Origin of the sequence: 'Nostoc azollae' 0708 (genome assembly GCF_000196515.1) — a bacterium.
Taxonomy (GTDB): Bacteria; Cyanobacteriota; Cyanobacteriia; order Cyanobacteriales; family Nostocaceae; genus Trichormus_B; species Trichormus_B azollae.
Genome location: NC_014248.1, coordinates 2,349,715 through 2,363,305, shown reverse-complemented (window position 1 = coordinate 2,363,305; position 13,591 = coordinate 2,349,715). Strand labels below are relative to the sequence as shown.

At 37.3% G+C, this 13,591-nt stretch carries 9 protein-coding genes and 6 pseudogenes; 4 read left to right on the top strand and 11 right to left on the bottom strand.

Annotation, left to right across the window (positions count from 1 at the left end; genetic code table 11):
• Positions 1-487: 487 nt before the first annotated feature.
• Together AAZO_RS29920 and AAZO_RS10780 are read right to left on the bottom strand one after the other, a co-directional pair.
• Positions 488-1,471 (bottom strand): annotated as a pseudogene (locus AAZO_RS29920) (IS701 family transposase).
• A 212-nt stretch (positions 1,472-1,683) separates the two neighbouring features.
• Complete coding sequence (locus tag AAZO_RS10780; protein ID WP_013191267.1) at positions 1,684-1,881, bottom strand: BMC domain-containing protein; 198 nt, start codon at positions 1,879-1,881, stop codon at positions 1,684-1,686.
• A gap of 95 nt (positions 1,882-1,976) precedes the next feature.
• Between AAZO_RS10780 and AAZO_RS43695 the strand changes: the two are divergent.
• A pseudogene (locus AAZO_RS43695) lies at positions 1,977-3,081 on the top strand (IS630 family transposase).
• 463 nt (positions 3,082-3,544) lie between these two features.
• Entirely contained in the window at positions 3,545-3,808 is a 264-nt protein-coding gene (locus tag AAZO_RS10765; RefSeq protein ID WP_013191266.1) for a hypothetical protein, read from the top strand.
• 429 nt (positions 3,809-4,237) lie between these two features.
• On the opposite strand, the pseudogene AAZO_RS43690 reads toward AAZO_RS10765, so the two are convergent.
• A pseudogene (locus AAZO_RS43690) lies at positions 4,238-5,441 on the bottom strand (IS1634 family transposase); the annotation flags it as partial.
• 64 nt (positions 5,442-5,505) lie between these two features.
• Here AAZO_RS43690 and AAZO_RS10755 point away from each other — a divergent pair.
• On the top strand, positions 5,506-5,754 hold the full coding sequence (locus AAZO_RS10755) for a hypothetical protein (RefSeq protein WP_013191265.1): 249 nt from the start codon (positions 5,506-5,508) through the stop codon (positions 5,752-5,754).
• 322 nt (positions 5,755-6,076) lie between these two features.
• Here AAZO_RS10755 and AAZO_RS10750 read toward each other — a convergent pair whose 3' ends face one another.
• The 3 genes and pseudogenes from AAZO_RS10750 to AAZO_RS10740 form a co-directional block, all read right to left on the bottom strand.
• Positions 6,077-6,421, bottom strand: coding sequence for a hypothetical protein (locus AAZO_RS10750; protein WP_013191264.1), 345 nt, complete (start codon positions 6,419-6,421; stop codon positions 6,077-6,079).
• 56 nt (positions 6,422-6,477) lie between these two features.
• A pseudogene (locus tag AAZO_RS10745) lies at positions 6,478-7,132 on the bottom strand (actin-binding WH2 domain-containing protein).
• Positions 7,133-7,161: 29 nt separating this feature from the next.
• The gene (locus AAZO_RS10740) at positions 7,162-8,703 is read right to left on the bottom strand and encodes an FAD-dependent oxidoreductase (protein WP_013191263.1); all 1,542 of its coding nucleotides are present in this window, start codon (positions 8,701-8,703) and stop codon (positions 7,162-7,164) included.
• Between the two features lie 88 nt (positions 8,704-8,791).
• On the opposite strand from AAZO_RS10740, the gene AAZO_RS35285 reads away from it, so the two are divergent.
• Positions 8,792-8,944: a Rieske 2Fe-2S domain-containing protein gene (locus tag AAZO_RS35285; RefSeq protein WP_187289644.1), complete on the top strand. Its 153-nt coding sequence runs from the start codon at positions 8,792-8,794 to the stop codon at positions 8,942-8,944.
• 951 nt (positions 8,945-9,895) lie between these two features.
• On the opposite strand, the gene AAZO_RS37905 is transcribed toward AAZO_RS35285, so the two are convergent.
• From AAZO_RS37905 to AAZO_RS26495, 5 genes and pseudogenes are all read right to left on the bottom strand, one after another.
• A complete protein-coding gene (locus AAZO_RS37905; RefSeq protein WP_081462759.1) occupies positions 9,896-10,108 on the bottom strand; it encodes a C4-dicarboxylate ABC transporter in 213 nt (70 codons plus the stop codon).
• 252 nt (positions 10,109-10,360) lie between these two features.
• Positions 10,361-11,470 (bottom strand): annotated as a pseudogene (locus tag AAZO_RS10730) (ISAs1 family transposase).
• An 88-nt stretch (positions 11,471-11,558) separates the two neighbouring features.
• Positions 11,559-12,910 (bottom strand): annotated as a pseudogene (locus tag AAZO_RS43685) (IS1634 family transposase); the annotation flags it as partial.
• Between the two features lie 297 nt (positions 12,911-13,207).
• Positions 13,208-13,372 (bottom strand): hypothetical protein, encoded by a 165-nt coding sequence (locus tag AAZO_RS35280; protein ID WP_187289643.1) that lies wholly within the window; start codon positions 13,370-13,372, stop codon positions 13,208-13,210.
• Between the two features lie 4 nt (positions 13,373-13,376).
• The gene (locus AAZO_RS26495) at positions 13,377-13,586 is read right to left on the bottom strand and encodes a hypothetical protein (RefSeq protein ID WP_049790668.1); all 210 of its coding nucleotides are present in this window, start codon (positions 13,584-13,586) and stop codon (positions 13,377-13,379) included.
• Positions 13,587-13,591: the final 5 nt, after the last annotated feature.

Genomic DNA, 13,591 nt, shown 5'->3' with positions numbered 1-13,591 from the left:
ATAGGTATTTTTGGCGTTAGCCTGAAAGATCTGACTGGTCTTCGCATAGTGTACCGTTAGGCATTAGCTGAATGGTGACCTTTCGCCTTGCGGTACTAGTACCGCTGTGAATTCAAAATGCTTCTTTCAGAAGAGCTACCCTAACAAAATCTCTCCTTCGGAGACGCTACAACACAATTCAAAATGAATACAGTGTAAGCTTTTCAGAGACTTGGAATGGGTAATTTATTTCTGCCATGCTGTACTACTAGGTTACAAGTCATATTAATTTTCAATTACTTAATGGAGGAGGAAAGCGAATGTCAGTATTAAATTGGGCAATATTGGCGGTTTCATGAATTGGTAAAATATATTCTAAATTTTTATGGGGACTGGGAATAATATGATGGGAAATTATTTCACGGCCATTAACTTTTAAAACTGACAGGACTTACGCAACTGGCACAAATAGCGGGCGGGATGTAGCCCTGGCACGGAACAATTGAACTCAAACCAAGCACATAGGAAGACTTGGGCGTTTTAGTTGCTGAATTAAATAATTAGAAAGGAATCTATGCTTGATTTGATAAACAGTTTGACCAGTTTGATAGGCTAAATTCTTTAATCGAATCCAAACCAACATTGCAGAAGCAATATGATTTCTTTGAAGCCTAGCTTTACGACATTGACAATATCCAATGCCACTTATTTGTTTAATCTCTCGGTGAAACTCCTCGATTTCCCAACGAACTTTACACACCTCTTCTACAACATTCGTAGAACTTTGAGATAAATCCTTAGTAGCGACATAATCCGTTCTGTTGGTAGAAACAGCAACCCGGAATAGTTTCACTTTTTTCTGAGCGGCAAACCCTTTAATTTTTATAATTTTACCACATTCTAACTCTTCAGTACTCCATTCTCATAATTCAATAGGTTTATATTTTTCCTTGGCAAATGTATCATCAACTAACCGATTTTTTTTTAAGGGCAATAATAAATAAGGGCAATAATAAATTTTGTCTAAATTATCAATATACAGCATGAAACTCTTTACTGCATACCATGTGTCCATCAAAACCGTATCAAAGGGGAAAAGCTGATGATACACCAGGTTTTGCAGCATATCTTTCACATGGTCTATCTTGGTTTTACCATCCACATCAGCATTAAAAATGCGGTAATCTATTACCCCAAATCTTTGAACTTTAGCATTCACATATACACAACTGACTACACCAATTCCTTGGAGTATGCCATGTTCATTACCACTATATTGTCTCCTCACCATCTCTATTTCTTCAGAATATCTTTTGTCTAAAACACTATCATCAAAAAATATGATGTACCCATTACCATCAGGTTCTACTACCTCTTTCACCTTATCCCATAGTAAACGAGATGTTAACTTTTCGGTTTTTAAATAATAGTTAATTGCATCATGGCTAATACTTTCTAAATGCTCTGCTAAATTAGTGATTGTATAATTAATTTGACTACTTCATAAGTATTGGCAGTAATCAAGTTTAGTAAATCTCATTACCGTTAGCAACATTTATCTAATACAATCTCCTACCTATTTTCTCATGAATATTTCAATAATGTTTCCTGTTGCAGCTACTTCTTATGGGTTGATAAAGCTTTCGGTATCCGATTTATTTAATACCGATATACTATATTTCACCCATCGCCTGTGCCACTTGCCTAAGTCCTGACTGATTCTAATCCTTCATTTACTGACATATTCACTTCACCAATATCACCACGAATTATGGTAATTATGCCTAAATCTGTGTTTTCATAACCTACAAATGTGATGCTGGTAGCTTTACATATTGCGTCTGCTGCTTCCACCGCTGCGGGAACACCGTATACTTCTATCACACCTAATACTAATGTCAATGTCCTTTCGCTCCAATTCGATCTAGTAGTCCACCAAGGCAATGTTGCTGGGTAAGCCCCTCTAATTGATAAACTAGTCAAAAAAGGGGTTGACCATGGCAAAAAAGTATGTTGTAGATTTAAGCGAAGAGGAAGTTTTACAACTGCAAGCAATCCTCAAAAAAGGAAAGCACAAAGCAAGAAGTATAACCCGTGCAAACATTCTTTGAATGGCATCTGAGGGAGAAACGGACACGGCGCTGCTGCAGTTCGAGTTCATGTTACCACGGTGGAAAGGACAAGAGAAAAGTTTGTGATTGGTGGATTAGAGTTTGCTTTAAAGGATGGGGAAAATCCACCAAAACCCAAAAAATTAGATGAAAAACAAGAAGCATTTTTGATTGCGACTGCTTGTTCTAATCCGCCAGAAGGAAGAGTGCGTTGGACAATGCAATTATTAGCGGAGCATTTAGTGAAGGTTGGTATCATAGATTGAATCTCAGACGAAACAATACACCAAACTCTAAAAAAAATGAAATTAAACCGTGGTTAAAAGAACAGTGGTGTATTCCCGAAGTTAACCCAGAGTATGTGTTCAGAATGGAAGATGTTTTGGATTTGTACAATGAGCCATATGATCCGAAAAAACCTACACTCTGCCTAGATGAACGCCCATATCAATTAGTAGAAGAAGTAAGACTTCCTTTGCCACCAGAACCACATCAGCCTGAAGGTTATGATTGTGAGTATAAACGCAATGGTGTTGTAAATTTATTTGCCTTTTTTGAACCAATAGCCGGGTGGAGGCATATTTAAGTTACACAAAGTCGGACAAAAGCTGATTTCGCTAAACAATTAAAAGATTTAGTAGATGTTTATTAACCCCAATCTGATGTGATACCTTTACTTGTTGATAACCTAAACATTCATACTCCAAGTGTTTTATATGAAGTTTTTTCTCCACAAGAAGCACGCCACATTATTCAATAATTAGGGTTTCACTATACTCCTAAACACGCTTCTTGGTTGAATCAAGTAGAAATTGAATTATCAGTTTTATCTCGCCAATGCTTAGAAAGACATATTCCTAATGTAGAAATATTATCTTCTGAAATTGCTACTTGGGAGTCACAGCGTAATCAACAAAAACCCAGTGTTTATTGGGGTTTTAAAACCAAGGATGCACGTAAAAAAATGCAGCGTTTATATCCGAGCATTTAACCCAGCAAAATTGCCTTGGCAGACTACTAGGATGACAGATATACTGAATCGCAGGACTTGCGGGGAAGTGGTGGGAAGTATTCGGATGAAAGGGTTTTGGGGTTCTGGACGGGGAAAGGCGTGCGACACTTAATTTTGATTAACTTTCTCGCATAGGCGTCAGATAATTTGATGAATGCTTCACATAGTTTGATTAGCCAATAAGTGGCTCTTTCTGATTTTAGTTTTGATGGGGTGTGTGCTATAAAAGTGTTGGCAATGTGGCGAAATAGTAGCCGCTAACAAGAGTGTCATGTGAGGATCGGGATAATAACTGTTGAAAAGCTGCGAATAATCCTTTCTAGAGGGATTTGCGCTCAGTGCCGACATTTTCCGTGCTGCTTCGAGTCCAGCCATTGCCGTTAAAATTTAGGGTGTGATCGCTAATTTTGCTAACTAATTTTGCTAACTAATTTTGCTAATTATGGAAAACAGTAAGGGGTTGCTTGAGGCGCTGCAGTTGGAGAAGGAGCGGCTGGGTAAGAATCATCAGGTTCCTGTTGATGAGCTAAGGAATCTGGTTTTTACGACTTATAGCTGTGGGATGATAAATGAGGGACGGGCGGTGCAGTTGCTCTACACTAATCGGCTGGATTTTAGGTGGGAGTCCCGTGACTGGGTCAAGCATCATCCTGATATGGATGCGATTTGGAATGGTTTCACGTCTGTTGCTCTTGACGAGGCATAAAAAAACCAGTCAGGTTGTTTGACTGGTTTCTGGTTGGGGCTTAGTATTTATTTCTATTTGCTCGTTTTCAAGGTGGGTTGTTCCTCTACTTTCGCGCCCTAATTTATGAAGTTATCTATTTCAGTGAGCATTTACGAAAAGTCGTTACTGATATGAATGAGTTAGAATCTCTACCGACTGTCGATTGTTACTTGGTAGTCAACCCACATTCCGCACTTCAATAACTAGCATAAATAAACTACATGAATAGGTAATTTAGAACTAGAGTTTTTAAAAATCTAGTAGCCATAAAAATATAAGTTATGCACGTTAAAGTTGCAGCTCTCTTATTGTGTAGGAAAGGCTAGTTAGACAACAATGTTGAATTGGAATTTTTCAATCACTTATGAAAATACAAGACTATGCAATAGTGAATTAGAGATTTGAAAACTAAGAAAATAAATAATACTTTTGACAAGCTGTAGGTAGGAATTGGGAAATTCGACAACCTTCCTCTGTCAAGTTCAGAATCCTATGAACTCCTTGTATAATGAGAAAATGAATCCCTTGAAAACATACGCCAGTTGCTGCCTCTTTCAGAGGAGCTTCCCTAACAAGTCAGGGAAGCAGCCCAAGGCACTGTCGCTGAAATATGGAACGTAAAGTAGGGGATTATGTAGGTTTATTCAGTTGATGTTTAACTGTAGCTTTTTGCGTCTTTAACTATATTCTTAGTTGCCTTTGTCCCAGATTATAAACCAAAAGACACAATGCCATTAACATCATTATTGTCTCTACTACTCTTTCTGGATTTTTTACAAGAAGACTATGGGTGAAAAATAACAGGTCTTTGATAAATCTAAGTCCTCTTTCTGTTGATTGCTGTTCTTTATATATTCTCAATATTTCTATGGTTTCTAATTTGCTTGGCTCTAAAATATTTTTTGCTAAAATAAATCGACCACAAAAGTTATGAAGTTGGGTGATTAACTCCTGACTTCCTATTAGTTTAACTCTTACTTGATAAAGTACTGTTTGTCATTTATTTAACCTCTCGGTAATTTCTAAGTCCGATATTTTGTGATATTTTAATTCTGCTGCCAGTTCTTTAATTTTTAATTCGGCTAAGGATGTCTGTTCAAATCCTCCTTAGACTAATCTACCTACTTGTTTCCTGATTGTTAGAAAGTTCTCTTGAATGCTTTGGGTTAATTTCTTTAAGTCTGCTTTTTTTCTGTCTGCACTTTCTACTAATAGCCATCTTTGCTCTATTCCCCCATAAGATACTTTTTCTTCTTTATAGCTATATCCTTTGATTTCAACTGGTTTCAGTTCTGTACTGTTAAATGCTTTGACCAAGTTTTTGGCTTTTTTAATGGATAAAGGTACTCAACTTATCCATTTCATGTTCGACATTAATTTTAAATTACTTTCGCTATATTTCGCTATATAATGTACTATCAGCCACCATTATACTTTCAAAATCTATTTGTTTGTCATACTACACCAAAATTTGAGGAAATACTGCTTTATCTGATTCATTTCCTAATGCTCCTCTAAAAAATAAGGGTATATCTCCGTCACTACTTACTAGTAAATCTAAGATACATTGTTTTAAGTCTGGATGATGGTCACGAGAATATCCTTGTGTGATGTTAGTAAGGATTCAGGTGCTGGGGTATTAACAAGTGTGATAGGAGAGGCAGAATATAGCAGTTATGGAAAAGAGGCTGCCACCAAAACTAGACAGAGAGATATTGAAGCAGTTGGGAACAGAGCAACTGGTAGAAATCATTATTGACCAGGGGAAAAGTATAGAGAACTTAACAAATAGAGTAGTAGAACTGGAAAAAGAAATAGAGAAACTCAAAGTTAGTAGAGATTTAGAGACCATCAACATTATCCACACCACCATCGGGAGACATCCTCACTTTGAGCCACTGGACCATCTATTCCTTCATTGGTAGCTACTAAATATTCCCACTCCAATTTCTATTTGACCCACTTCCCACAACAACAAGTGTTGTTTTTCATAGGGTCAATGGCCCTAGTTATTGAGCCATCCCAAAAAAGCTTGTCCTGTGATTCCTATATCTTGTCCCAGTACTATCTCTGGTGACTAGTGTGCCCTTTGTGTTTCCCCACACACACTGCAAATCCAGGTATATCTTTCATATTCTACTATTTGGATTGTCCTGTCCACCAACTCCCCTAGTGGTTGTGTTTGGATTTTTATTGGTTCGCCAAACAATTCCCCCTGACCTCACCATCCACACACTTGCCATCCCACTATCTCAAATCTATTCTATCTACTCCACCAAACACCTTTCTCCTTTTTCCCCTATGCCCTGGTTGTGCTCCTGGTTTCCGTTTTCGTATCTGGTTTTCTTCTGGTTTCTCTTCTTGTTTGTCCTCCGTTTTCTTGAGGATGTCTCCCGATGGTGGTGTGGATAATGTTATGGTCTCTAAATCTCTACTGACTTTGAGTTTCTCTATTTCTTTTTCCAGTTCTACTACTCTATTTGTTAAGTTCTCTATACTTTTCCCCTGGTCAATAATGATTTCTACCAGTTGCTCTGTTCCCAACTGCTTCAATATCTCTCTGTCTAGTTTTGGTGGCAGCCTCTTTTCCATAACTGCTATATTCTGCCTCACCTATCACACTTGTCAATACCCCACCACCTGAATCCTTACGTTTTACTTTCTTTTTCTCGGAACAGTTGAAATACAGAATCTGGGCCACCAAAAAAATGTCTAAGTGTCTATCCTAACTGACTACCCACAAAAGCATAAAGGAATAACCAAGCTCGGATAATTTTATTGCGACTTTTAGTACCTTCATCTTCCTCTTCTAATACCAGATGAGTCGCATTATATAAAGAAGAAACAGCAATAAATCCAGTCAATGAACAAATAATGACATTGAGTAAAATTAGAAATTGGTAATTATTTAGTCGTCATCAAAAAAACAAAGTAACTGGTGCAAAGCTAAATAAGAGTACGCTAGTGACTGAAACTGCTGTCAGCACCAAAGCAAAATACTCTCCAAAAGTGCGCTTTCAACCAAAAATCACATTAGCAAATAACAAAGTCGGTAGACAGATCAATAGAGTAATTAGATAGAGAGCTGGTAATTTGACAGGAGAAGATAAAGCTTACATACAGCTATGATATGCACCTATAATTCCGTCGTACATAGCGATAAATAGAGAACTACAAACCAAGAGGGAAATAATTTTGTAATCTCACACCTTGGCGAACTTCCTCTATAAATACTTGACGTTCTCGTAGTAATGAAATCAATACTGCACAGTATTTTACCCCACCATAACTACGTTCAATTATTTTATCCTCAGATATTTTATCCTCAGATACTATTCAGAGTAATCACTACCAGAACCAAACTTCCAACTATCAAACCAACGATGCCAATAATATTGTTGTTGAATTGGTAAATTATTAACTACTATTTCTAACATGGGATTGAGAGAAAACAAGGCAGTATATATACCTAAATTAACGTAATGTAACATCCAATCTAGTAAACTAATTAAACCGATTTGGGGGAAGATTTTGGCAACTAATAGCGGCTGAGATAAACCAGTTTTTAACAAAGTTCTTGTTAACGCCCCAAACTGAACAACATCTTGTAAAAATGGTTTTAAAACAGGTGTTCCCAGTTTCTGCATTTCCTCAAACACAGCCGAAAGAAGTTGGTTAATTTGTGCAGGCGGAATTTGTTGATTTACACCCACACTCATAGCCTTCTGAAATAACCAAGTTACACTCAAACTCGGTTGATAAGGCTGCAGCAGTACTAAAGATTGAGCAGATAATTGTTCAGTTTTTAATGCTTCATTAATACCAAATGTTAACCTTTGTAAATGACGAACCATAGCCCCAAAACCACCAAAACTTAATGGTGATTGATTACCGCTACTATCTCCCACTGGTAAAATCCGATTCCAAGGAGTTTGGAGAGGACTTTGGCGATAGCTGGGAAAGAAACCAAACAACGCCCGTTTAAACTTGAGTTGATTAATTTCCACGCCTTGATATTGTGGTAATAGGCGTAAATATTCCTCAAATAAATTTTCTAAACTCAAGCGTTGTGGATGTGGATCCATATAGGTAAATAAATAAGTTGTTCTCCCGTCCTTAGCAGGAAAAGCTTCCCAAAAGTATTGGCATTGATTTTGCAAAGCCGTGAAAGATAACAACAAGTCGCCTGAGTCGTTTTTCGGAAAACCTTCCGCACAACTTCCCACAACTAAACAAAGTGCATCTGGTTTTTTACCTTGACGGGCTTGTTGACTGATGGGAGAAAGATTTCCCATTGCATCCAGCAACAATTTCCCGGTTAATTGATTATTGACTTTGACCCCATTACAATGGACGATTATATTCCTAAAAGGTGTGTTTTCAAATAACTTCCCTCCAGCAGCTAGGAAGCGAGTTTTTAAGGTTTCTAATAGATAAATGGGATCTACACCAATATTGAGAACATCCTCTACCCAAACTTCTGTACCACCTTGAAAGCTGACTCGTGCGGGATTATATTCGGTGACTATAGTTCTGGCTAATTCTGTTTCTGTCAACAAGTCTAATTCTCGAAAAACTTCTAATTCTTTGTGGGAAATATTCCATTCCTGTTCTCTCCCGCGCAAAATTCCCCTTTCTAGCAACGCAACACGCACACCCCGCACAGCTAAAGCGCAACCCACTAAAATTCCCAATGTTCCACCGCAGATAATTACATCCCAGTCTACAGATTCTAAAGGTTGTGGATTTTCTCTCACCACATTGGGGATGATTCGTTTATCGGTTCGCAGAGATGTTAAAATGCTATCTGTGCGACGTAAACTGCCTAAAACATCACCTGGAAGTTGGGAAAGAATCTGTTTGGCTAAAGACATAAGAGTTGCTAGATAGTATATCTGTTAAGATTGTTAAAGAAAGGTATAGTTTAACACAATATTAACAAGAGGTCGGATTCTGAGAATTATGGAACATGAATTTTCTTGGACTCAGCAATGGTATCCTCTTAGTCCCATCAGCTATTTAGATCCTGCTGAACCTACTCCTGTCAATCTACTGGGTAAAAAGGTAGTAATTTGGAGAGATAACAATCAAAACTTGGTGGTGATGGATGAATGATGGTTGTCCTCATAAATTAGCACGTATATCTTTGGGAAAAAAGAATTAATGCAGATGGGAATCTTATGTGTAGACATTATGGTTGGTGTTTTAATAATGAGCGAAAATGTAAGAAAATTCCCATGTTAGCTGGTAATCAAGGGGAAGAAACTGCTTATTATATAAAGTGTGTGTCTTAAGTTACTACCTATCCGACAAAAGTAGCACAAAATTTACTCTGGGTATGGACTGATTATAGTGTAACAGCATTTGCCGATTGCAGAGCTAAACAACCAGCCACCATACCAGAAACCGAACTTAATATTGATGCCATAGACTGGTATATTTTTGAAGCACCTGTGGGTTATACAGTATCAGTTGAAAGTAGCTTAGACCCTTCTGATGCTCAATGTTTACATGAGGGAATTGGCTCTTTTTGACCAGGAAAACCTTACCTATCCAGCAGTTGGAAAAAAATATAGGAGAAATCACAAGTCAAAGTGGTTTTACTCTCAAACATAGTCGCTATAATCGTAAGGATTCAGGTCTAAGGAAGAGGGATTAAAGAAGCTGTATAGAAAGCAGAGTCAACTATGGCCTTGATAGGTTGGTCAAAAAACTCAATTAGAGAAAGTGCTTGACGGCGACAAGTTGGTATAACCGTCAATAAATTCGCAGTATGTTGGAATAGCTCTCGAGAAAGAGAACTACCACAGACTTTTCGTTGTGTCAGTGCTAAACCTAACCTTAATTCAGCTAAATTATGATCAAGGTCTATTGCCTAAGGAAGGTAAAAGTTTACCAGGTTCCCCTGGGGCTTGATCAATGAATGAATGGAAGATTCAACTTTTGGTTGAAACTAGGATGGCCAAGTCAAGAATTTATGAAGGTTTTGGGTTTGTTGGAATAAAGGGTAGTTTTTAAAACCTTCATCTATGAGGTCGATGGATTTTGTGCCAATTTCTTGGTGATTTAACCCACATTCGGCACCATAAAGTGCCACAGAGAGAAATTACGGAGAGAAACAATCCAAGGGAGCATAAGAACAAACATATGCTGCAGTGAAAAAAGGCATTGGAGAAACAGTAAAGCACCAAAAATAGCATCAAAAGCTATTCTCAATAAGGAGCAATAAGAAAGAACACGGCCCAGAGGAGTCAACAGATCAGGGGAAAAGCACCTTATTTCCTAATAAAAACTAATGAGGACTTTAAAATCATCTATATTAAGTGCAAAGCTTGATGGATATATAAACACAATCAATCACTTTTTTATTAAGTGCTGAATTAGCTTATCTCCAATTGAATAACTCTTAGCTAAGGATAAATGAGCTAACTATTCATCCATAAATAAGTAAACTTATCTGTAAAAATAAGCAGAAGAAAATATTAAGTAAATTGTTGACAAGTTAGTTGAGGCTAAAGCTAAAACTCTTTCTCAAGAGTTATTATCCATTTCTGCCAAAAACTGTTTATTTTTTATCCCCCGCTTCACGGGGTTCTCTTTACCCAAAAGATTGACTGCTATCTGCCGCATTACTGCAAAGTTTTGTGGAGCATTATCTTTCCTAATCCGGCAGTCATCTTGTTTTAAAGCTACATCTAATACCCAATGCAATGAATTTTCTATTGCCCAATGGCTGCGGACAGAATTAGCCAATTATTCTCCATTTGACTCAAGACTACTAATAAAATAACGAGTCTCTACTGTTGTTTTATCATCCACTTATCCGATAGGTTCTAGCATCCCAACACTTTTTAGATTTGACCAAACTGAATCAGGGTCAAGCTGAAACCCAATTCCAGGTAACATCACATAATTGCGGATTTCATGAAGACCATGCCCTGTTTCTTCGGGTTTATATGTGCTATGTTGAAGCTCTTGAAAACCTGTACTTATCCCTGACTTAAATAGCTGTTCTACTGACTCATACAGATTACCTTGGTTCTTTTTTAAAGTAATTACATAATCTGCATTTTCTTGCGTAATTAACTTTACTATGTCTTTGTGACACCCGATGGCATCAATCCTGACAATACATCCAGCTAATTCTAAAACCTTTAATAATTCGGGAATTGCTGTAATTTCATTTGATTTCTCATGCACCTTCACCTGTCCCAACACTAATTTATTTGTAGTTGCCCATGCACTTACCATTTGGATTGCACTCTAGTCACTATTTTTACCATGAGAACTACATAAAGTTTTCCCGTCAATTGCCACAACTTCACCATCCCTTATCTTATGTACTGATTTCATCCAGTTCAAAAAACAATTTTGAAATTGTTGCGGATTCAATTGTGCAAATACCCTTCCAAATGTGTCCTGGGACCGGAGCCCATTTCCTAGTTCTAAAAAGGTTTTTAACCACTCATATTTTGTGCAGCCATACAGTTCAATTGCCACCCAACTATCTGCTCCACAAATTACTGCACAAATTCCAATGGTAAGAATGTCAATTAACTTGTGTCGTTTCCTCCCCTCTACTCTTGGATCTTCCATCTGTGCAACGTGGTCAGTAATCGTGATTGTGGGCTTGAGTTTCACACTTTTTGGGACTTTCTTCTTCTACTTTTACAATGACTTTACCATCAGAGCCTCATTGGTCAACCTCCATATCATCAGCCCTCCCTCATAAACCCATAATCATTCCCAGGGACTCTATTCTCTCTGGACTTTTTAGGAAAATACTGTCTGCAAAAAATAATGGGTCTTTGAGAAAAGCAAACCCTCTCTGGCAAGACTATTGAGCTTTATATTCACTCAAGATGGAGTCATGGGTAAGTTCATTGGAATCCAAAAGGTTTGTACCAATAATAAAAGGCCATGCCCTCAGAAATTCTGTATTAATTTTACTTTCATTCTGGGAGACTGTAGCTGATATTTCAGAGGATATCTCTCCTGAACTATCTTTTTTCTTAGATTTGATTTGAGTAACTTTACTCTGGTTAATTTGGTGATATTTGAATTGTTTGAATAGTTTAGATAACCCCTTGATAGCATCACCTTCACAAGCAAATTTCTCTGGTGATAACTTTTTGAAATCTTGCACAGCTTTTGATTGTGCCTTGGTAATTTTTTGTGAGAGTTTACCCAGGTCTGATTCTCTTCTTTATTGACTTTGCACTACTAACCATCTTTGTTATATTCCTGGATAATTTACTGTTTTTGAAGCTAGTTTATATCCGGGTAAATTACTATCAACAAATTCTGGTTCTGGTAATGTTGATATTAATCATTGTGCTGATTTTATGCTTAATGGCACTGGACATAACCAGCTTAAATATGACATCATTCATCATTTTTAGATTTGATTCTGTATATAAGGCCCAGTCTGCTACTATGAGACTGTTAACTTTTAATTGTTGTTGGTACTCTACTGCTATTTTACCAAAGCATGATGAATCTGCTTGGTTTCCCGATGCTAGTTTTAAAAATATATATTGGTATGTCTCCATCTCCTGAACATATCATTTCTATGATGAACTGTTTTAACTCCGGTCTATGGTCACCAGAATAACCGTAGGTAATGGTTATTTCTTTTGGTGATTTTACTGCTAATTCTTCTAGTTCTTGATTATTTCCTACTTTTTGACTCTCAAATATCACTTCTGGTAAGCTGGTATTATATTGCCCATATACGTCCATTTATGATGAGTCTAGATGCCATGCTCATAGGGATACTCCAAATTTTTGGGCTGCTTTTAAGGCGACAATAAAAAATATTCTATCCAATCCTTTTATAAATAGTTTATCCATGACTCTCCCCAGTTTATCGTCCTTGAGATATTCTGGTTTTACTCCTGGTCCTATTAGATGGTCACAGGGGATTGTTTCAAAATCTTGGGGAAACATATATAAGGGTTTTTATACAAATCCTAACCCGTTTATTATCATGGCTTTTACTACATGACACGGACTTACTTTCTCTCCAATTCCAACGGTTATTTCTACTACTCCTATGGCGTCTATTATTCCTGCTACTATGCCTCAATGGTCTAGGTTTTGGATTTCCATTTTTTGAAGCTTTGATTTCACAACATAATTATCCACAACTCCTGTTGTGATTCAATCATTTCTTCTTCTGTTCTAATTTAATTTTTAAATCATTAAATTTTCTTTTCTTTTATCTTATTTACAAAACTTTATTCTCTCACTCTATTGCCATTTTCATGATACTTATTCTTATTAACCCTTTTCTTCCTTCAAGGAGTTTTAGTTATTGTGTACTACTATCTGTGACAGTTAGGGTGCGGAAGCTGGGTTTTAAGCCAGGAATCTTGATTAGTGTCTTGAAGTGACGGGGTAGGGTAGATATGCCTGACATTTCTGTTGAGCTGTGACCGCATAACCGTTATAGGTAGTAAAGTCATCAGAACTGAGTACACCAGAGTAACTTGAACCCACAATGGATTCTAATTCGCTAGGACAAGGAGTATCAGGACCCATGAAATCAAGGGAAGTTACTATTGGCAAAAATCCATAACCATTGTTTCACCCCTTTGACTACCCAGGGTGTTTCATCCCCAAGGATATGAGGCTGGGTTTGTTTTATCCACTGTTTGAGGCTATGAATACTTTGAGCCACTGGACCATCTATTCCTTCATTGGTACCTACTAATGTTCCCAGTCCAATTTCTATTTGACCCAGTTCCCACAACAAGAAGT